This window comes from Caenibius sp. WL (assembly GCF_019803445.1).
Lineage (GTDB): Bacteria > Pseudomonadota > Alphaproteobacteria > Sphingomonadales > Sphingomonadaceae > Caenibius.
On record NZ_CP081844.1, the window covers coordinates 465,064 to 482,599 of the forward strand.

Below are 17,536 nucleotides of genomic sequence, written 5' to 3' on the forward strand. Positions count from 1 at the left end.
ACTCCCGGAGCGGGCTACCGCTCGTATGCCGGTTAAGGCCAGGACGAAAATCCGTTGTCAGAACGGTTTGACCACCACCAGCACAACGATCAACGCGGCCAGAATTCCCGGCACTTCGTTCAGCATCCGCAAGCGACGCCCGGAAAGCTTGCGTTCCCCCCGCGCCAGCGCCGCACCATACCCGGCAAGCCACAGGTGATAGGCGCTGAGTATCAGAACCAGCGCCAGCTTGGCGTGGAACCAGCCCTGGCTGAACGCCCCGAGATGAATTGCGAGCGCCAGCCCGAGGATCCAGACCACGATCAGCGATGGCCAGAGGATGATTTTCAGCAGCTTGCGCTCCCGCTCGATCCATTGGGCGTTTTCAGGGGAATCCGGCGCGCATTCCTGATGATAGACGAAATAGCGCGGCAGCATGAACAGCCCCGCCATCCAGAAGATCACAAAAATGATGTGTCCAGCCTTGAGCCAGAAATAGGTCATGAAAAGCGCGTCCTGCATGGCGAAAATGTAGGATAGAGCATCGCCGCCGTCACCCCCTCCAGCCACGAACGGCGGCAACCAGCCGCTCCACATGCGCAATCGGCGTGTGTTGCCCGATACCATGGCCGAGATTGAAGACATGCGGCCTGTCGGCGAACGCTTCGAGCAGGGCAATCGCCCGCTGTTCGAGCATCGCCCCGCCGGCCTCGATCAGCAGCGGATCGAAATTGCCCTGCACCGGCAAACCTTGCGGCAAGGCTCTGGCAGCCCATTGCGGATCGATCGTTTCATCGATGCCCACGGCGTTAACACCGGTTTCGCGCGCATAAGCCGGCAGTTTTTCGCCCGATCCCTTCGGAAAACCGATAATCGGCACATCGGGATGGCGCTCGCGCAGCCGGGCTACGATCGCGGCATTGGGGGCGATGACCCAGCGTTCGTATTCAGCGGGGGCCAGACTGCCCGCCCAACTGTCGAACAATTGCACCGCTTCCGCCCCGGCCACGATCTGACCCGAGAGATAATCGACCGTGACATCCACAATCGCATCGATAATCGCCTGGAACGCTTCGGGATCGCGATAGGCCATTGCGCGGGTCACATGCTGATCGCGGCTGCCTTCGCCTGCAACCATGTACGTGGCGACGGTCCACGGGCTCCCTGCAAAGCCCAGCAGCGTCGTCTCCGGCCCCAAACGGGCGCGCACCTTGGTGACGGTGGCATAGATCGGATCGAGCCGTTCAGGAGCCGCCTGGAGGCTTGCCAGCGCATGATCGACCAGTGTGGGGGACAGTCGCGGGCCTTCGCCTGCGAGGAATTCGAGAGTCTGTCCCATCGCGTAGGGTACGATCAGGATATCCGAAAACAGGATCGCGCCATCGAAACCGAACCGGTCGATCGGTTGCGCGGTGATTTCGGCTGCGGCCTCGGAATCGTAGACCAGCCCCAGGAACCCCCCCTTTTCGGCACGCAGGGCGCGGTATTCGGGCAAGTAACGCCCGGCCTGACGCATCAACCAGATCGGCCGGGGGAAAACGGATTTTCCATGCAAGGTTTCGAGCAATGCGCCGGGCATTGGGCAGGTCCAATCAAAATAATAAGGAATTTATATAAGGAATGATGTGTCTGTTGGGCTGTGGATAGTGGGGATTGCGCTGCCTTGCCTGATTTCTCCCGTTCTGAACAGGGGGTGCGGCATGCGCGACTCTTGTTCCGCAGCCGTCAATCGAAAGCTGTCCCCGTTGTCCCCAGCCTGTCGATAAGTCTTTCCCCATGTCCGTAACTCGCAGATGGGGAACAAGGAAACGGGCATGGAATCCCCTCCCGGCCTTGTCCCCGGGCTTCTCCCGTGATTTATGCCGGGAGTTGTCCACAGCGTGCCGAAGTATCCCGATCCATGCAGCGCCTGCACCTCCATCTCCTGTCGGATTCCACCGGCGAAACGCTGGAGATGATTGCCAAGGCGGCCCTTTCGCAGTTCGACGATGCGGATGTTGTGCGCCATTTCTGGCCGATGGTCCGTTCGCAGCAGCACCTTGAACGGATCCTGGCGGAAATCGCCGCCCATCCCGGGCTGGTGATTTTCACTCTGGTCAATCCCGATATCCGCACCCAGCTGGAAACGCGCTGTTCCACATTGGCGCTGCCCTGCGTTTCGGCACTGGATGCGGTGATCCTCGCCCTGCAAAACCAGCTCGGGCAGGAAGCGAAAGGCCGCCCAGGCCGCCAGCACCTGATGGACGAGGCCTATTTCGAACGGGTCGGGGCGATCCACTACACCATCGCCCATGATGACGGGATCGGCTGGGAGGATTGGGAAGACGCCGATATCGTGCTGGCCGGGGTGTCGCGCACATCCAAGACGCCGACATCGATCTATCTCGCCAATCGCGGCTACAAGGTCGCCAATATTCCGCTGGTGATCGAAAGCCCGCCGCCCAGAAACCTGTTCACTTTGCGCAAGCCGCTGATCGTCGGCCTGATCACCGCGCCCGACCGGCTGGTACAGATCCGCCGCAATCGCCTGTTGTCGCTTAATCAGGGAACCGAAACCGATTATGTCGATATGGATGCGGTGCAACGCGAACTGAAATTCGCCCGGCGGATGTTCGCCGACAACGATTGGCCGGTGATAGACGTGTCACGCCGCTCGATCGAGGAAACCGCCGCGGCGATCATGCGCCTGCTGGCCGAACGCGACAGCAGCCACGATGCGCACGAACCGGGACCCAAACCGATATGAAGACTTCCTCTCCGCTGGTGCTTGCGTCGAAAAGCGCTTCCCGCCGGGCGATGCTCGATGCGGCCGGTATCGTCTATCAGGCGGTGCCCGCCGATCTTGACGAGCGCGCGCTGGAAGCCAGCCTGACAGGGGCCCTCCCCCACGATACCGCGCTGGCGCTGGCCGATGCCAAGGCGCTCGCCGTCTCCGAAACACAGGCCGGAGCGCTGGTGCTGGGCAGCGATTCGCTGGTGGTGGTGGATGGGCGGCGGTTCGACAAACCCGCCAGCCGCGCCGATGCGGCCGATCACTTGCGCTTCTTTTCCGGGCGGACGATGGAACTGCACAGTGCGGCGGCGCTGGCGCGCGATGGGCGGATCGTGTGGCACCATGCCGATGTGGCCCGGCTTGCCGTGCGCACCCTGTCGGACGATTTCATCGCCTGGTATCTGGAACGCGAATGGCCCGCGGTTTCCGGCTGTGTCGGGGTGTTCCGGATCGAAGCCATGGGGCCGCATCTGTTCGAAGCGATTACCGGCGATCAGTTCACCGTGCTGGGGATGCCCTTGCTTGCCGTGCTGGGCGCATTGCGGGACCAGGGAGTGGCGGTGGCATGACCGATGTTTCGCCCGCCATCCCTTATGCCGAAGTGATCGGCGATCCCATCGTCCAGTCGAAATCGCCCGCGATCCATGGCTACTGGATCAGGCAATTGGGGCTGGATGCCGATTACCGCGCAGCGCATGTCACGGCGGAAGGTCTGGCGGACTATCTCATCAGCCGCCGGGCGGACCCGGCATGGCGCGGTTGCAATGTCACCATGCCGCACAAGCAGGCGGTGATCCCTTTGCTCGATCGCCTCGATCCGCTGGCGGCGCGGATCGGCGCGGTCAACACGATCGTGGCGGAACAGGGGCAACTGGTCGGCTACAACACCGATGCGGGCGGGTTTCTCGAACCGTTGCGGGCCGAACTGGCCAAGCAGCACCTTTTCCGCATGGCGCGGGTGCTGGGCACCGGCGGTGCCGCCCGCGCCATCATCGCCGCACTGGCGCGGGAGAATGTCGTGATCGTGCTGGCCGGGCGGAATACGGAAAAAGCGCAGGCTCTGCTGGATGAACTCGATCCCGGCGGGGAACATCATGTCGCACCGCTCGATCATTTTGCCGGGGCGACCGATTTCCCGTTCGATGACCGCGAAGGCTGCTTCGATGTGGTGGTCAATGCCAGCCCACTGGGTATGGCGGGGCAGGTGCCGCTGGCGTTCGATCTCAGCCACGCGCCGCCGGGTAGCATCGTGTACGATATCGTCACCCACCCGCTGGAAACGCCGCTGTTGAAAGCGGCGCGCGCGGCAGGCTTTCAAACGGTGGACGGCCTTGCCATGCTGATCGGCCAGGCGGCCGAAGCGTTCGAACGCTTTTTCGGTATCGCCCCGCCCCGCGGCGATGGCGATGCGGCCCTGCGCGGAATCCTGACGGCATGACCCGCCCGGTGATTCTCGGCCTGACAGGCTCGATCGGCATGGGCAAGTCGACCGTGGCGCAGATGTTTTCCGAAGCGGGCGTGCCGGTTTTCGATGCCGATGCCGAAGTACACAAGCTGCAGGGCCCCGGCGGGCCGCTGCTGCCCGTGATCGAGGCAGCTTTTCCCGGAACCACCGGCCCGCAAGGGGTCGACCGCCCTATGCTCGGCAATCTGGTGTTCGGCGATCCGGCGGCTCTCGCCCGGCTGGAAGCGATCGTCCATCCTGCCGTTGCCAAAGTGCGCGATCTGTTCATGCTGGAACACGCGGGGAAACCGCTGGTGGTGTTCGACGTGCCGCTACTGTTCGAAAAGGGCGGCTGGGAAAAGGTCGATGCCGTGGTCGTGGTTTCCGCCCCGTTCGAGGTGCAGCGTGCCCGCGTGCTCGCCCGCCCGGGGATGACACCGGAAAAGTTTGCCCATGTGCTCGGGCTTCAGGTTCCCGACAGCGAAAAGCGCGCAAGGGCGGATTTCGTGATCGATACCGGCACGCCCTTGCCGGTCACTCGGGATGCGGTCCACAAGGTGATTGAAAGCGTCCGCACCCGCTCTATTTGACTTGCCAGTGATGCCCTGCGCGTGGATAGTGACGTAACAATGCGTGAGATCATCTTCGACACGGAAACCACCGGCCTCGATCCCAAAAAGGGGGATCGGTTGGTGGAAATCGGGTGCGTCGAAATGGTCAACCGGGTGCAGACTGGCCGCACGTTCCACGCCTATTTCAATCCCGACCGTTCGATGCCTGCGGAAGCGGAGGCCGTCCATGGCCTTTCCGAGACGTTTTTGGCGGACAAGCCGCGTTTCCATGAAAAGGCGGCGGAACTGCTCGAATTTATCGGTGATTCCCCTCTTGTTGCGCACAATGCGGGGTTCGATTTCGGTTTTCTCAACGCTGAACTCGATATTTGCGGATTGGAAGCGGTATCGACCACACGGATGGTGGATACCGTGGCGATCGCCCGTGTGCGTCATCCCGGCGCGAAGAATTCGCTCGATGCCTTGTGCACCCGCTACGGCGTCGACAGGAGCCATCGAACAAAGCACGGAGCTTTGCTCGATGCGGAATTGCTCGCCCAGGTCTATGTAGAGCTGACTGGTGGCCGGCAGATCGGACTCGAACTGGCCAGTGTGGTCGAAGATTCGATTACGATTGCCGCCGCCCCGACCAGGATCCGCGAACGTGTGTTCCGGCCTTCGCGGCCCCATGTGGCCAGCGCGGCGGAACTGGAACGGCACGCGCAATTCCTGGAGTCGATCAAATCGCCGCTCTGGTCAGGCTAATTGGCCAGGCCGGACGATAAGGAAGGAGTGGAATACGATATGGATATTCGCGTGTCAGGCCACCAGATGGAAACCGGTGCCGCTCTGCAGGAACACGCTTCCGAACGCCTCAATGGTATAGTCGAGAAGTATTTCGGTCGCGCGTTGTCCTCCACCGTCACTTTCGGCAAGGCCCCGGCCGGGGCCTTCAGTTGCGATATCGTCACCCATGTGATGCAAGGGCTCATTCTCAAAGGCCATGCGGCTGCCCATGATGCCCATACCGCACTGGATCAGGCTGCGGAGAAGATCGACAAGCAACTCCGACGCTACAAACGCCGGTTGAAAGACCGAAGCGAACAGTTCGCGCATGCCGCGCGGGAAGAAGAAGCGGCCTACACGATCTTCGCCATCGCGGACGAAGAAGAGGAAGTCGTGGTCGATGCACCGCCGGTGATCGCCGAAACGCGGGTCGATATCCCTGAAGCGACCGTGTCCGACGCGGTGATGCAGCTCGATTTGCGCAACACGAATGCGCTTTTCTTTAAAAATGCTGGCACCGGGCGACATAATATGGTCTATCGCCGCAACGACGGATCGATCGGCTGGGTCGAACCGTCCTGATCCGGGTCTTGCAATAGCGCACCGCCCGGCTTTCCGATGCCAGAGAGTGAAAAGGCCGGGCGGATTTCCGCAAAATTGCAGTTGAAGCCGCATTCGTGCGGCCCCATTTGGCAAAACCGATCCCATTATGACTACGCTTTATTCCCTTCTGCCCGATGCTGTTGCGACCATTCGCGCCGACAACAAGCAAGCCATTCTCGAAGCGCTGGCGGAGCGGTTCGCCCAGGTTTACGAACTTGATGCGGCGCAGGTGCTCGAACGGATCGAGGAACGCGAAAAGCTCGGCAGCACCGGCTTCGGGCGCGGTGTTGCCATCCCTCATGCCCGGATACCCGGCTTGAAACGGCCGGTGGCGGTGTTTTTCCGCCTAGCCCATTCGGTCGATTTCGCGGCGGCGGATGGCATGCCGGTGGATCTCGTTTTCGGGCTTCTTTCGCCGGAACAGGCGGGCGCCAGCCATCTGCAGGCGCTGGCCGCCATTTCGCGCCTGGTGCGCGATGAAACGCTCTACACCGCGCTGGCCGAGGCGGAGGACCAGGAAGCTCTGTTTGCATTGCTCACCAATGTGATCGATCGGGATGCAGCCTGAATCGCCTGCAAGCGGCGCGCAGGGGCATTGGCGTGCACTGGAAGCGCTCTATGCCTCGGCGCCGATAAACCGCCTGTTCGCTTCCCAGCTCGAAATCGTTGACGAAGGGCGTTCGCGCATCGCGTTCACCGTGGATGAACGGCATTTCCATGCCGCTGGCGCGGCGCACGGCACGATCTATTTCAAAATGCTCGACGATGCGGCGTTCTATGCCGCCAATACGCTGATCAGCGACCGGTTCCTCCTCACCACGTCGTTCAATCTGCACTTCACCCGCCCGATGAAAACCGGCCGTGTGATCGCGGAAGGGCGTTGGGTCAGCGGCCGCCGACGCGTGCTGGTGGCCGAGGCGCATCTGGTGGACGAAGAAGGCGAGGAAATCGGGCGCGGCACTGGCACGTTCATGCGGTCGCACATTCCGCTGTCCAGCCTGCCCGGATACCGAATCTAGGCAATGGATGCGCGTCTGCCTGCCCATCTGGAAGTAAGTGGGCTTTTGCGGGCAGTGGAAGCGGCCGGCGGTTTCGCCACGCTTCTGGCAAGAGGCGAACGTGATGCGGGCACTATACTTGTCGTTTGTTGCGAAAATGGCAATAATGCACGCCTATTCGAGCGCATGCCACAAGCCGACGGCGATCGGCGCTGGATGTTAGTAAAGACACAAGACTCTCAAAATCCGGGGGAATTTTCACACTATCTTGAGCGCCGGAAGAACCAGGATCGCGATATATGGGCAATTGAGCTGGATATCGCGAACGCCGAACGGTTTATCGGTTTGCGCCCGGAAAAGGATTGACTTTGTTGCACCGCACAATAGATGCGGCCCATTACTCGGGTGCGCAGGCGGCCAAGGGAACAATACGGTTCCGAGGCTAGCACGCAGACGGGGGATGGCCGGCAGGTTTCGTTCTCGGTTCTGACGCCATGCACAGCATGGGGAATGGCCGATCGCCTGCGCCAGGTGCATTCACCGCTCATAGTGTTTCGATGGATGAGTCGTCAGACCCGGCTGGCCGGAAGCTTGGCCGTTGCCGCTTTACTGCTTACCGCACTTCTTAGTACCGGAACCTCCGGTGCTGCCGCCCAGGATCGCAATCCGGGCATTCTTCCTTCCATTCTTTCCGGTGCCGAACCGGCCCAGGCAGAAGCGGCTCCGGCCCCTGCAGGGGTGACGTTCACGGCCAAGGAAGTGGTTCAGCCGCTCCCCGTGGAAGAACCGGAAACAGCGCAGGCGGATGAGACCCCCGCCGATTCCCTGCACGAACTCGTTGCGGAAACGAATGTCGGGGAGACGCTGTCCCACAACATGCGCTGCCTTGCGGCGGCGATCTATTTCGAATCCAAGGGTGAGCCGCTGGAAGGCCAGCTCGCGGTTGGGCGAGTAATCGTCAATCGCGCCAAGTCGGGTCGCTTCCCCACCTCCTACTGCGGTGTGGTGCATCAGCCGTCGCAGTTCTCATTCGTGCGTGGCGGGCAGATTCCATCTATTCGCACCGCCTCCGCCGCATGGCGCACGGCTAAGGCCATTGCCAAGATCGCCCACGAGGGCAGCTGGCAGAGCCCGGCCAAGGGAGCCCTGTTCTTCCATGCACGCTATGTGTCGCCGGGCTGGCGCCTGCAGCGCGTGGCGCAGGTCAACAATCACATTTTCTATCGCTGAGCGATAACGAAACACGCGAGCGGAGCGGCGTCCTTCCCGAAGAAAGGGCGCCGTGCGCCGTCCGGGTCAGTCGCGCAGTTCGACCCACACGGGGGCGTGATCGCTGGCCTTTTCGCGGCCACGATAGGCCCGGCCCACTCCCGCGGCGGTGAGCCTGTCGGCGCATTCGGGCGAAAGCAGTGCGTGATCGATGCGGAACCCGTGATCGCGCGGCCAGGCGCTCGCCTGATAATCCCAATAGGTCCACACGCCGCCCCGCGGATTGTGCGTGGCAATGGCATCGGTCCATCCGTCATTCAACAGGCGGAGATAGGCATCGCGCGATTCCGGCTGCATCAGCGCGTCATCGGCCATGGCCTGCGGGGACCAGACATCGCAATCGCGCGGGATGACATTAAAATCGCCCAGCACCACGGCGGGTATTTCCGCCGCCCAGATTGCCGCCATGCGTTGGCGCAGACGCTCCATCCAGCGCAGCTTGTAATCGAATTTCGGCCCCGGCTGGGGATTGCCGTTGGGCAGATAGAGGCAGGCGATGCGCACCCCGTTCACATCCGCTTCGAGATAGCGGGACTGTTCATCTTCCGGATCGCCGGGGAGGCCGCGCAGCACTTCGATCGGCGCGGTTTCATGGGCCAGAATGGCCACGCCGTTGAAGCCCTTCTGGCCGTGCCAGATCGCCTGATACCCTAGCTCCGCGAAAGCCTCCGCCGGGAAACTATCGTCCTGACACTTGATTTCCTGGAAGCAGGCGACCGTGGGGCGGGTTTCCGCCAGCCATTCGGTCACGCGCGGCAGGCGGGCCCGGATGCCGTTGATGTTGAAAGACGCGATGCGCACGGTGGCGTCAAATGCCGAAGCTGGAACCGCAGCCGCATCCGGCCGTGGCGTTGGGATTTTCGACCCGGAACGCCGCGCCGCCGAGGGATTCAACGAAATCGACCGTGCAGCCGGCCACCAGATCGAGGCTGATCGGATCGACCAGCAGCTTTACCCCGTCGGTTTCGGCGATCAGATCATCGCTGTCGATGCTGTCGGCCAGGCCGAACTTGTATTGGAAGCCGGAACAGCCGCCTCCTTCCACCGACAGGCGCAGCATGGCCGGTTTGGCCTGCTTCTGCGCGATGGCGGCCACGCGCGCGGCTGCGGCCGGAGTCAGGGTGAGGCTGGAGAGGGACTGTGTAGCCATGGCCTCCATGTAAGGTGCACCCTGCCCCGCGGCAAGCCGCATGCGATGAAGATGTGCGGGCGCTCAGGCCGTCTGGATATATTCGCGCATGGCCTCCGCTTCGGATTCGGCCAGTTCCACGCGGAATTTCACCAGATCGCCGATGGAGATGAGACCGACCATCCGATTGCCTTCCATCACCGGCAGATGGCGCACGCGGCGCCGGGTCATCAGGCCGAGAGCTTCCAGTATGCTGGTGTCAGGGGTCACCGTGATCGGCGGCGATGTCATCACTTCACCCACGGTGCGGTTCAAGGCCGCGGCCCCTTCCTTGGCGATGCAATACAGCAGATCCCGTTCGGAAAAGATGCCGGCCACCGTATCCCCGTCCATCACCGGCAGCGCGCCGATGCGCCGGTCGGCCAGAAGCTGCGCAGCCTCGGCCACGCCTTGCGTGAGGTGGCAGGTATAGATCGAGCCGTCACGCTGTTCCAGAATTCGGGTAATATTCACCGCGCGCTCTCCCATTTTGCTTCGTTGTGCCAAGATAATGCCATGAAGCAGGCCGTTTTTCCAGAAAGCTGCCGAGAAAAGATCGCCATGCGCCGCATTGCGCATTTGCCATGGGCGCCGTTGGGGTGCACAGAACCGTCATGATCCCGCGTTCGCCTCTCGACGATCCGAAACAGGCCGCTCATGCTTGGGCGCGCTATCGTCGGCTGATGCGATTCATGATGGGGGTGACGCTGGCCGTCGTCGTTGTGGCAATGGCGCTGCTCTACAAGCACAACGGCTTCGTCTCGATCCATTTCTACATTGCGACGGCGCTTGGGATCGGGTTTGCGATGCTGTTGATGTCGGCCCTGATGGGGCTGGTGTTCCTGTCCAGCGGAACGGGCCATGACGCCACGATCATCGATCCGCTGGAAGATGACGCGGACAACAAGGACGATCCGAAGGACTAGTCCTTTCGATCATCGTCTTCCGGCGGGTAGAGGCGGAATTCTTCCACCGGATTGCCGCCGATCAGATGCTCCTGAATGATCCGTTCCAGCACCTCTTCGGTGCAGCTGTGATACCACACGCCATCGGGCCAGACGACCGCGATCGGCCCTGCCGCGCAGATGCGCAGGCAATCGGCCTTGGTCCGTGCGACGCCGCCATCCCGGTCGAGCCCGAGTTCCTTCAGCCGCTTCTTGAGGTATTTCCACGCCGGCGCGCCCACCGCGGGCGAGCAGCATTTCGCCTTCTCCGGTTCGGCGCAGAGGAAGATATGGCGGGTGATGTTCAGGCCACCGTGCGTGGCGAAAGCCTTGCGGGCCTTGGCGATCTGGTGCGGGTTCGCGTTCATATCGGCATCATAAAGGCCTGCAGCGCCCGGAGAAATGGTTGCGGCAAAGGGCCGCCACGGGCGTCGCAGCGCGCGCTCAGCCCTTTTTGCCCGCGATCCGGGCGATTTCTGCAGCCACCAGCTTTTCGACCATTAGCGGCAGGTTAGCATCGAGCCATTGCGCCAGCATTGGGCGCAGCATTTCGCGCACCATGCCTTCGAGCGAGGTTTCGCCCGAGCGGACAATTTGTGGCGGAACACCGGGTTCGGATAGCACCGCCAGCGCCGCCAGCGATTCGCGCATCGACGAGCGGGCGGTTTCGTTCACCAGCGAATCGCCGTTGTCCGATGTGGGCAGCATGGCATCGCTGGACAGGTCGAGGATTTCCTCCTGCCCATCGGTGGCAGAGCCGGAAGCGGCCCCGGAGCCCGGATTTTCCTGGTTCGCACGTGCTTGGGCAACCGCATCCCGGCTGTCGCGGGCGATCACTTTCTTGATCGATTCGAGAATTTCCTCGACCGAAGGTTCGTTCTCTTGCCGCATCATCTCATCCCAAATCACTGCGTGCCGGAGATTTCGCCGTCTTGCGCGGGCGAGTCAACGGTGCGCGTGGCCTGGGTGACAGGATCGGGATCGAAGCTCCAGTCGAAATACTTGCCTTTGACCCGCCGGTAGTTGTCCTGCGGATCGTAGAGCGGGCCGCCCGTATCGAGATCCAGATCGCGCGCTTCGGCCTTGCCCATCGCGGCGAGTAGAGTGAAACCCGCGACATAGGCATTGCGTTGCGCGGTGACGAGTTGCACGCGCGCGTTGCGCAGTTCCTGTTCGGCGTTGAGGATGTCGAGAATGGTGCGGTTGCCCACGGTGTTTTCTGCCTGCACCCCTTCGAGACTGAGCGTTGCCGCGGATATCGCGCTTTCTGTCGAAGCGATGATGGCGTTCGCTGCCTGCCAGCTCGAATAGGCGGAACGCACTTGTGCGATGACTTCGCGCTCTATCGCCACCTGCTGCTCCAGCGCGGCGGAGGCGCCGGCCTGGGCCTGCCGTTCCAACGCGGCGGGTCGCCCGCCCTGATAGAGCGGAATCGTTGCGCGGACACCGGCGCTGGCCGATGTCGTCCGGTCGCTGCCGGTGCCGTTGATCATATCGGTGGCCAGCGTGCCCGAGCCGAGCGAATCGGCAAAATTGCCCGAAGTGAACAGTTCCACTGTCGGCAGGCGGCTGGAACCGGCCACTTTGATATCGTACCGCGCGGCGTCGGCGCGTTCCTGCGCCGCGATCAGATCAGGATTGAATTGCAGCGCGACAGCCACGGCCTCTTCCGCGCTGACCGGCATGCTCGGCAGCGGTGGTGGTGGTGTGAGCTGGCCCGGCGCATGGCCGACCAGGCGGATGTAGCGTTCGCGCGCTTCGACCAGATTGGCCCGCGCGGATCGCAGATCGCCACGCGCCAGTTCGAGCCGAGCGCTGGACTGGGCCACGTCGGTGCGGGTGAGATCGCCGATTTCGAAACGGTCGCTGGTGGCCTGCAGATTGACCCCGAGCACATCGACGAGCTTCATGTTGAGGCCGACGATCGCCTCGTTCAGAATCACGTCCATGTAAACGGCGGTGACCTGGCTGAAAATGGCGGATTCGGTGGCCCGCAGATCGGCCTGTCCCGCTTTCACCCGCACTTTTGCAGCGCGCACCGCATTGCGCACGGCCCCGCCCGAATAGACCGGCACGGAGAGCGAAAGCCCGGCATTGACCTGCCGATCAGGATAGAGGTTGCCCGGGTCGCTGTAGCTGCTGTGCAGCACTTCGCTGTAGGAGGCGTCACCTGCCGCCCGGGGCAGACCCGCTGCCCGTTCGATCACCACGTTTTCATCCACGCCGCGTTGATTCGCGCGTGCGGCCTGCAGCGTGGGATTCGTGTTGTACGAGCTGGCGAGAGCATCGCGCAGAGTGTCCGCGCGGGCCGGTGCGATGGACAGCGCCATAACGGCCCCGCACAGGGCGATTCGCGCTCCCCCCCTGCGCATTGTCAGAAGCTCCAGCCTTTGGGCCTGGCGAATTCGGGAAGCAGCGGGATGCCCATTTCGGCCAGCGTCAGTAGCGCCACGTTGCCCCCGGCCTTGCGGCCGCATGCCAGCCGGGTAACTCCGCGTTCGACCAGCCCGGTCACCACGCGGCCATCGTCGGCCAGACGGCTGGCGAGGCCTGCGGGCAATTCTTCGATCGCGCCGTCGATCAGCAGCAGGGTGTAACCGCCCGTTCCCGTGCCGCAGGTAGCCGCCGCCGGATCGATAACATCGACCGCGTCGCTGAATTTCCGGGCCAGCGCGGGCAGATACCCGCTGCCGCCGTCGACCACCAGAATCCGGTCATCCGCGCGTGCGCCCGCTTCCGAAAGCATCCGGCCATAGAACAGCGGCGCGGCAAGAAAGCGCCCTTCGCCCAGCGGAACCGCGCGATCGATATAGGCCAGCGCCTGCGCCTCGGCCGGGACATGGGCTTCGCGCGCCACGCCGTTGATCGCGGTCAGCACGGCTTCTTCGTTCACGCCGCTGACCCGAAGCTGGCTGTCGATCATGGCGCGCCGCGCAGCGGTAAAGCCGTCGACCGGGCGATCATTTACCATTGTCATTCCAGAACCCTTTTTCCCGGTCCGCCGGACAAGCGCGGGCCGCGTCTGATTTGTAGCCGCTTTAGGGGAGAGGTCCGCGCTCGCCAAGGGCTTTGACGGCAAGCCCTGCGCGCGCCTATGGGGGCTGCGACTCCGCCGCTATGCAAAGGCTTGCACGAAGCTGTCGCAGGGGGGCGTGCCAGTGAAGTTTCGATCGAGCGGGTGCGTGTGTCCGATCGCATGCCGTTCCAGCAAGGAGCCGAAATGCCCATGGCCGATATGGTGATGATCCGCGAAGACGATGTGATCGAAAGCGTTGCCGACGCGCTGCAATATATCTCCTACTTCCACCCGATGGATTACATCCGCGCGCTGGGGGAAGCCTATAAGGCGGAACAGGGCCCGGCGGCCAAGGATGCGATCGCCCAGATTCTGACCAACAGCCGCATGTGCGCCGAAGGGCACCGGCCGATCTGCCAGGATACCGGCATCGTCAACGTCTTCGTCAAATGGGGCCAGGATTGCCGCCTCGATTCGAAGCTGAGCCTGCAGGACGTGGTCGATGAAGGCGTGCGCCGCGCCTACAACAACCCTGAAAACAAGCTGCGCGCTTCGGTGCTGGCCGATCCCGCGTTCACCCGCCGCAACACCAAGGACAACACGCCCTGCGTGCTGTCGGTGGAAATGGTGCCGGGCAACACGGTGTCCATCGACGTTGCGGCCAAGGGGGGCGGGAGCGAGAACAAGTCCAAGTTCAAGATGATGAATCCATCGGACAACATCGTCGATTGGGTACTGGACATGCTGCCGCAGATGGGCGCGGGCTGGTGCCCGCCGGGCATGCTCGGCATCGGCATCGGCGGCACGGCGGAGCACTGCGTGCGCCTGGCCAAGGAAAGTCTGATGGAGCCGATCGACATGGCCCAGCTCAAGCAGCGTGGGCCGCAGAACGATATCGAGGCGCTGCGGATCGAGATTTTCGACAAGGTCAACGCATTGGGCATCGGGGCGCAGGGCCTCGGCGGGTTGTCGACCATTCTCGACGTCAAGATCAAGGACTGGCCATGCCACGCCGCGGGCAAACCGGTGGCGATGATCCCGAACTGCGCCGCCACCCGCCACGCGCATTTCACGCTCGATGGGTCCGGCCCGAGCTTCCTCGAACGGCCGAAGCTGGATGAATGGCCGGAAGTGCACTGGGCGCCGGATTCCGCTGCCAAGCGCGTCAATCTCGATACGCTGACCCCGGAAGACGTGCGCGGCTGGAAAGCGGGCGACCGCCTGCTGCTCAATGGCAAGATGCTCACCGGCCGTGATGCCGCGCACAAGCGCATCCAGGACATGCTGGCCAGGGGCGAGCAGCTGCCGGTCGATTTCAAGGGCCGCGTGATCTACTACGTCGGTCCGGTCGACCCGGTGCGCGATGAAGTGGTCGGCCCGGCAGGCCCGACCACCGCCACCCGCATGGACAAGTTCATGGACATGATGCTGGAGCAAGGCCTCCTGGCCTGCGTCGGCAAGGCGGAACGTGGCCCGGCGGCCACCGAATCGATTGCCCGGCACCAGTCGGCCTATTTGATGGCGGTGGGCGGCGCGGCTTATCTCGTGGCCCGTGCGATCAAGGCTTCCAAAGTCGTGGGCTTCGAAGATCTCGGCATGGAAGCGATCTATGAATTCACGGTGGAGGACATGCCGGTGACAGTGGCCGTCGACGGCGAGGGCCAGAATGTCCACACGCTGGCGCCGCAGGTGTGGCAGAAGAAGATCGCGCAGGAGCATTTGCTGCCCACGGGCTGATCGCCGCCTCTGCCAAATGCCATTGGCAGGCGGATCGAAAAAGAGCAGGATCGTCGTTCATGGCGATCCTGCTCATTTTTCTTCTGGGTGTCGGGAATTTTGCCCTGCACAAGGCTGTTCTGGAAAGCCGGCATCCCCTTTTGGGGCAGATGCCATGGTTCGTGCACATGCTGGGCGGGCGAGTCAGCCTGATCAGCGAATTCCTCATTCTGCTGGCGGCGCTGTTCCTGATCGCCAGCGATCATTCCGTCTGGTGGGGCATCGGCTATGTCCTTTACACAGCGGTCAACGGTGTTTCGGCATGGCTGATCCTCACGCGCCGGGTCTGAGCGTATTCGCCGCCGGCACCTCCGCAACTGGGAAATGTGGCATGATGATCGAGGGTGAAACCTGGCTGGTGCTGAACGATGCCAGCGGCAGCGATGGCGAGGCGCGCCGCCAGACCGTGCTCGACGGGCTGGCCGCTGCCGGCCATGCGCCCGCACGGATCATCGATTGCGCGCAGGATAGCCCGCCGGCTGCCGCGCAACTCGACGCCGCGGGCGTAGGCCTGCTGGCCGTGCATGGCGGCGATGGCACGCTCAACGCGGTTGTCGGCGCGCTTGACGGTTGGGGCGGCACAATTCTGCCCCTGCCCGGCGGGACCGCCAATCTGCTGTGCAAGGCGCTGCACGGCGAAGCGGAAGTGGAAGCGATCCTTGGGGCCCTGGCGGACGGGCGGCTTGCCACAACCCGGCGGCAATGCGTGCGCGGCGCTGGCTGGCTGGCTCTGGCCGAAGTGCTGGCCGGGCCCGGCGCCAACTGGGCCGACGTGCGGGAAGACATGCGTGATCGCAACATCGTCGGTGTCGTGGCGGGGGCCATCGATGCCGCGGCCGCCAGCACGACGGGGCCGATGGTCATGATCGAACAGCCCGCGATCGGCCGCGCGGAAGGCTATGCCGGTATCCGTCTGGTGCCGGACGCGGCGGGGCTGGTGGTCGATGGCTACGGCGCGGCGGAGATCGGCGACTACCTCAAACAGGCGGTGGCGATTCTCGGTCGGGATTTCCGCGCCGGGCCGCATGACGAGCTGGGGCTGCACCGTCAGATCACCTGCCGGATGACAGAGGAAGCCCCCATTCCCCTGATGATCGATGGCGAACGGCGCGATGGGGGGGCGCGCGAAGACTTTTTCCTTGCCGATCTGGCCGTCGATCTGTTGTGCATGGCCGATGGCTGATCCGCTTACCCTGTTCCATGTCAGCGATGTGCATTTCGGTGTCGAAGACCAGTTGGCGCATGGCTGGTTTGCCGATGCCGTGGCGGCCGAGCGGCCCGATGCGGTGATCTGCACCGGCGATATCACCCAGCGCGCGACCCGCCGCCAGTTTGCCGCCGCAACCGAATGGTTCGCTTCGCTGGGGGTGCCGCTGACGATCGAGCCAGGCAATCACGACATGCCCTACTACAATCCGTTCGAGCGGTTCCGGACGCCGTTCAAACGGTTCGAGAAGATGAAGAACGCGGTCCACGCGGAACTGATGTTTGCCGATCTGGTGGTCGTGCCCCTGCGCACCACGGTGCGGGCACAGACCCGTTTCCCGTGGTCCGACGGGGTGGTGACGCAAAAGGCGCTGGACCGCACGCTGGCCGAACTCGATCGGTTGAAAGATGACGGGCGTTACAAGATCGTCGCCTGCCACCATCCGCTGATGGCCGGGCCGCCGGGCTCGCACAATCCGACCCGGGGGGGCGACAGGGCCTTTGCCGCGCTGGCCGGGGCCGGGGCGGATGCGGTGTTGTCAGGCCATGTGCACGATGCTTTCGACCTGACATTCGAGGCGGGCGGGCACCCGCTGCGGATGATCGGGGCAGGTACTCTGTCCACCCGTCTGCGCGCCAGCCGTCCCTCGTTCAACGTGCTGCGCTACGACCGGGAAAGCGGCCTGGAACTGGAGCACCGCTCGCTGGCGCTTCCTGGAGCGGAATAGGCCTCCGCACCTCTTGCCACCGAGAGTGTTGTGCGCGTGCCGCAAGGTGTTAGGTTGCGGGAAAGGGAGAGGACCGCACTATGTTCGTCAAATTCATTTCCGCCGACCGCGTGCCGACCGTTGTCAACGCATCGCAAGTGACATTCATCTCTTGCGTCAGCGATGGGACGCGCATCCGCTTCGGCGAAGGCCGCAGCGTGACGGTGGTTGAGCCGATGGATGAAGTGCTCGACCGCCTGAACCGGACCAGCCAGCTCCCCTCCGGCTGAACCGCTGCAACAAAAAAGGCGGCCCC

Annotated in this window: 25 protein-coding genes; 16 read left to right on the forward strand and 9 right to left on the reverse strand. The window is 63.2% G+C overall.

Features of this window, described 5'->3' with window-relative positions; translation table 11 throughout:
* Positions 1–57 precede the first annotated feature (57 nt).
* Together K5X80_RS02305 and hemE are read right to left on the reverse strand one after the other, a co-directional pair.
* Entirely contained in the window at positions 58–501 is a 444-nt protein-coding gene (locus tag K5X80_RS02305; RefSeq protein ID WP_502778652.1) for a CopD family protein, read from the reverse strand.
* Positions 502–532: 31 nt separating this feature from the next.
* On the reverse strand, positions 533–1,558 hold the full coding sequence (gene hemE / locus K5X80_RS02310; protein ID WP_222559247.1) for a uroporphyrinogen decarboxylase: 1,026 nt from the start codon (positions 1,556–1,558) through the stop codon (positions 533–535).
* A gap of 321 nt (positions 1,559–1,879) precedes the next feature.
* Between hemE and K5X80_RS02315 the strand changes: the two genes are divergently transcribed.
* The 10 genes from K5X80_RS02315 (at position 1,880) to K5X80_RS02360 (ending at position 8,364) form a co-directional block, all read left to right on the forward strand.
* Positions 1,880–2,725, forward strand: a complete 846-nt coding sequence (locus K5X80_RS02315) for a pyruvate, water dikinase regulatory protein (protein ID WP_222559248.1) — start codon at positions 1,880–1,882, stop codon at positions 2,723–2,725.
* Positions 2,722–3,321, forward strand: coding sequence for a Maf family protein (locus K5X80_RS02320; RefSeq protein WP_222559249.1), 600 nt, complete (start codon positions 2,722–2,724; stop codon positions 3,319–3,321). Before K5X80_RS02315 ends, K5X80_RS02320 begins: the two co-directional genes overlap by 4 nt.
* Entirely contained in the window at positions 3,318–4,190 is an 873-nt protein-coding gene (aroE, locus tag K5X80_RS02325) for a shikimate dehydrogenase (RefSeq protein ID WP_222559250.1), read from the forward strand. Before K5X80_RS02320 ends, aroE begins: the two co-directional genes overlap by 4 nt.
* Positions 4,187–4,786 (forward strand): dephospho-CoA kinase, encoded by a 600-nt coding sequence (gene coaE, locus K5X80_RS02330; protein WP_222559251.1) that lies wholly within the window; start codon positions 4,187–4,189, stop codon positions 4,784–4,786. The genes aroE and coaE overlap by 4 nt, the downstream gene beginning before the upstream one ends.
* 39 nt (positions 4,787–4,825) lie before the next feature.
* Positions 4,826–5,512 carry a DNA polymerase III subunit epsilon gene (gene dnaQ / locus K5X80_RS02335; protein WP_222559252.1) on the forward strand — a complete coding sequence of 229 codons (687 nt, stop codon included), beginning with the start codon at positions 4,826–4,828 and terminating at the stop codon, positions 5,510–5,512.
* A gap of 39 nt (positions 5,513–5,551) precedes the next feature.
* A complete protein-coding gene (gene hpf / locus K5X80_RS02340) occupies positions 5,552–6,115 on the forward strand; it encodes a ribosome hibernation-promoting factor, HPF/YfiA family (protein ID WP_222559253.1) in 564 nt (187 codons plus the stop codon).
* Between the two features lie 127 nt (positions 6,116–6,242).
* Positions 6,243–6,704: a PTS sugar transporter subunit IIA gene (locus tag K5X80_RS02345; RefSeq protein ID WP_222559254.1), complete on the forward strand. Its 462-nt coding sequence runs from the start codon at positions 6,243–6,245 to the stop codon at positions 6,702–6,704.
* Complete coding sequence (locus tag K5X80_RS02350; RefSeq protein WP_222559255.1) at positions 6,694–7,155, forward strand: PaaI family thioesterase; 462 nt, start codon at positions 6,694–6,696, stop codon at positions 7,153–7,155. Before K5X80_RS02345 ends, K5X80_RS02350 begins: the two co-directional genes overlap by 11 nt.
* Before the next feature lie 3 nt (positions 7,156–7,158).
* Positions 7,159–7,500 (forward strand): DUF1491 family protein, encoded by a 342-nt coding sequence (locus K5X80_RS02355; RefSeq protein WP_222559256.1) that lies wholly within the window; start codon positions 7,159–7,161, stop codon positions 7,498–7,500.
* 195 nt (positions 7,501–7,695) lie between these two features.
* Positions 7,696–8,364 carry a cell wall hydrolase gene (locus K5X80_RS02360; RefSeq protein WP_502778653.1) on the forward strand — a complete coding sequence of 223 codons (669 nt, stop codon included), beginning with the start codon at positions 7,696–7,698 and terminating at the stop codon, positions 8,362–8,364.
* Positions 8,365–8,430: 66 nt separating this feature from the next.
* Here the strand turns inward: K5X80_RS02360 and xth are convergent, their stop codons facing one another.
* The 3 genes from xth to K5X80_RS02375 form a co-directional block, all read right to left on the reverse strand.
* Positions 8,431–9,204, reverse strand: coding sequence for an exodeoxyribonuclease III (xth, locus tag K5X80_RS02365; RefSeq protein ID WP_222559258.1), 774 nt, complete (start codon positions 9,202–9,204; stop codon positions 8,431–8,433).
* A gap of 7 nt (positions 9,205–9,211) precedes the next feature.
* On the reverse strand, positions 9,212–9,553 hold the full coding sequence (gene erpA, locus K5X80_RS02370; RefSeq protein ID WP_222559259.1) for an iron-sulfur cluster insertion protein ErpA: 342 nt from the start codon (positions 9,551–9,553) through the stop codon (positions 9,212–9,214).
* Positions 9,554–9,616: 63 nt separating this feature from the next.
* On the reverse strand, positions 9,617–10,045 hold the full coding sequence (locus K5X80_RS02375; protein ID WP_222559260.1) for a CBS domain-containing protein: 429 nt from the start codon (positions 10,043–10,045) through the stop codon (positions 9,617–9,619).
* 140 nt (positions 10,046–10,185) lie between these two features.
* On the opposite strand from K5X80_RS02375, the gene K5X80_RS02380 reads away from it, so the two are divergent.
* Positions 10,186–10,497, forward strand: a complete 312-nt coding sequence (locus K5X80_RS02380) for a hypothetical protein (RefSeq protein ID WP_222559261.1) — start codon at positions 10,186–10,188, stop codon at positions 10,495–10,497.
* Here K5X80_RS02380 and K5X80_RS02385 read toward each other — a convergent pair.
* The 4 genes from K5X80_RS02385 to K5X80_RS02400 form a co-directional block, all read right to left on the reverse strand.
* On the reverse strand, positions 10,494–10,883 hold the full coding sequence (locus tag K5X80_RS02385) for a (2Fe-2S) ferredoxin domain-containing protein (RefSeq protein ID WP_222559262.1): 390 nt from the start codon (positions 10,881–10,883) through the stop codon (positions 10,494–10,496). The two genes, K5X80_RS02380 and K5X80_RS02385, sit on opposite strands and share 4 nt — an antisense overlap.
* A gap of 76 nt (positions 10,884–10,959) precedes the next feature.
* Positions 10,960–11,406 (reverse strand): DUF2497 domain-containing protein, encoded by a 447-nt coding sequence (locus K5X80_RS02390; protein ID WP_222559263.1) that lies wholly within the window; start codon positions 11,404–11,406, stop codon positions 10,960–10,962.
* 14 nt (positions 11,407–11,420) lie between these two features.
* On the reverse strand, positions 11,421–12,887 hold the full coding sequence (locus K5X80_RS02395) for a TolC family outer membrane protein (RefSeq protein ID WP_222559264.1): 1,467 nt from the start codon (positions 12,885–12,887) through the stop codon (positions 11,421–11,423).
* 2 nt (positions 12,888–12,889) lie between these two features.
* Positions 12,890–13,492 carry a protein-L-isoaspartate O-methyltransferase family protein gene (locus K5X80_RS02400; RefSeq protein WP_222559265.1) on the reverse strand — a complete coding sequence of 201 codons (603 nt, stop codon included), beginning with the start codon at positions 13,490–13,492 and terminating at the stop codon, positions 12,890–12,892.
* A 249-nt stretch (positions 13,493–13,741) separates the two neighbouring features.
* Here K5X80_RS02400 and K5X80_RS02405 point away from each other — a divergent pair, with 249 nt between their 5' ends.
* The 5 genes from K5X80_RS02405 (at position 13,742) to K5X80_RS02425 (ending at position 17,510) form a co-directional block, all read left to right on the forward strand.
* Positions 13,742–15,268 carry a fumarate hydratase gene (locus K5X80_RS02405; protein WP_502778654.1) on the forward strand — a complete coding sequence of 509 codons (1,527 nt, stop codon included), beginning with the start codon at positions 13,742–13,744 and terminating at the stop codon, positions 15,266–15,268.
* A 59-nt stretch (positions 15,269–15,327) separates the two neighbouring features.
* Positions 15,328–15,597, forward strand: coding sequence for a hypothetical protein (locus K5X80_RS02410; RefSeq protein WP_222559266.1), 270 nt, complete (start codon positions 15,328–15,330; stop codon positions 15,595–15,597).
* Positions 15,598–15,638: 41 nt separating this feature from the next.
* On the forward strand, positions 15,639–16,490 hold the full coding sequence (locus K5X80_RS02415) for a diacylglycerol/lipid kinase family protein (protein ID WP_222559267.1): 852 nt from the start codon (positions 15,639–15,641) through the stop codon (positions 16,488–16,490).
* On the forward strand, positions 16,483–17,241 hold the full coding sequence (locus K5X80_RS02420; protein WP_222559268.1) for a metallophosphoesterase family protein: 759 nt from the start codon (positions 16,483–16,485) through the stop codon (positions 17,239–17,241). Before K5X80_RS02415 ends, K5X80_RS02420 begins: the two co-directional genes overlap by 8 nt.
* An 80-nt stretch (positions 17,242–17,321) precedes the next feature.
* A complete protein-coding gene (locus tag K5X80_RS02425; protein WP_222559269.1) occupies positions 17,322–17,510 on the forward strand; it encodes a hypothetical protein in 189 nt (62 codons plus the stop codon).
* Positions 17,511–17,536 lie beyond the last annotated feature (26 nt).

Excerpts from the sequence above, each read along its gene's own strand:
- K5X80_RS02355 (WP_222559256.1), top strand. The coding sequence starts at position 7,159 with ATGGATGCGCGTCTGCCTGCCCATCTGGAAGTAAGTGGGCTTTTGCGG.
- K5X80_RS02395 (WP_222559264.1), bottom strand. The coding sequence starts at position 12,887 with ATGCGCAGGGGGGGAGCGCGAATCGCCCTGTGCGGGGCCGTTATGGCG.
- K5X80_RS02385 (WP_222559262.1), bottom strand. The coding sequence starts at position 10,883 with ATGAACGCGAACCCGCACCAGATCGCCAAGGCCCGCAAGGCTTTCGCC.
- K5X80_RS02405 (WP_502778654.1), top strand. The coding sequence starts at position 13,742 with ATGGCCGATATGGTGATGATCCGCGAAGACGATGTGATCGAAAGCGTT.
- coaE (WP_222559251.1), top strand. The coding sequence starts at position 4,187 with ATGACCCGCCCGGTGATTCTCGGCCTGACAGGCTCGATCGGCATGGGC.
- K5X80_RS02415 (WP_222559267.1), top strand. The coding sequence starts at position 15,639 with ATGATGATCGAGGGTGAAACCTGGCTGGTGCTGAACGATGCCAGCGGC.
- K5X80_RS02315 (WP_222559248.1), top strand. The coding sequence starts at position 1,880 with ATGCAGCGCCTGCACCTCCATCTCCTGTCGGATTCCACCGGCGAAACG.
- K5X80_RS02410 (WP_222559266.1), top strand. The coding sequence starts at position 15,328 with ATGGCGATCCTGCTCATTTTTCTTCTGGGTGTCGGGAATTTTGCCCTG.
- K5X80_RS02320 (WP_222559249.1), top strand. The coding sequence starts at position 2,722 with ATGAAGACTTCCTCTCCGCTGGTGCTTGCGTCGAAAAGCGCTTCCCGC.
- K5X80_RS02400 (WP_222559265.1), bottom strand. The coding sequence starts at position 13,492 with ATGACAATGGTAAATGATCGCCCGGTCGACGGCTTTACCGCTGCGCGG.
- K5X80_RS02305 (WP_502778652.1), bottom strand. The coding sequence starts at position 501 with ATGCAGGACGCGCTTTTCATGACCTATTTCTGGCTCAAGGCTGGACAC.
- K5X80_RS02345 (WP_222559254.1), top strand. The coding sequence starts at position 6,243 with ATGACTACGCTTTATTCCCTTCTGCCCGATGCTGTTGCGACCATTCGC.
- erpA (WP_222559259.1), bottom strand. The coding sequence starts at position 9,553 with ATGGCTACACAGTCCCTCTCCAGCCTCACCCTGACTCCGGCCGCAGCC.
- K5X80_RS02390 (WP_222559263.1), bottom strand. The coding sequence starts at position 11,406 with ATGCGGCAAGAGAACGAACCTTCGGTCGAGGAAATTCTCGAATCGATC.
- hemE (WP_222559247.1), bottom strand. The coding sequence starts at position 1,558 with ATGCCCGGCGCATTGCTCGAAACCTTGCATGGAAAATCCGTTTTCCCC.
- dnaQ (WP_222559252.1), top strand. The coding sequence starts at position 4,826 with ATGCGTGAGATCATCTTCGACACGGAAACCACCGGCCTCGATCCCAAA.
- K5X80_RS02425 (WP_222559269.1), top strand. The coding sequence starts at position 17,322 with ATGTTCGTCAAATTCATTTCCGCCGACCGCGTGCCGACCGTTGTCAAC.
- K5X80_RS02360 (WP_502778653.1), top strand. The coding sequence starts at position 7,696 with ATGAGTCGTCAGACCCGGCTGGCCGGAAGCTTGGCCGTTGCCGCTTTA.
- hpf (WP_222559253.1), top strand. The coding sequence starts at position 5,552 with ATGGATATTCGCGTGTCAGGCCACCAGATGGAAACCGGTGCCGCTCTG.
- aroE (WP_222559250.1), top strand. The coding sequence starts at position 3,318 with ATGACCGATGTTTCGCCCGCCATCCCTTATGCCGAAGTGATCGGCGAT.
- K5X80_RS02350 (WP_222559255.1), top strand. The coding sequence starts at position 6,694 with ATGCAGCCTGAATCGCCTGCAAGCGGCGCGCAGGGGCATTGGCGTGCA.
- K5X80_RS02380 (WP_222559261.1), top strand. The coding sequence starts at position 10,186 with ATGATCCCGCGTTCGCCTCTCGACGATCCGAAACAGGCCGCTCATGCT.
- K5X80_RS02420 (WP_222559268.1), top strand. The coding sequence starts at position 16,483 with ATGGCTGATCCGCTTACCCTGTTCCATGTCAGCGATGTGCATTTCGGT.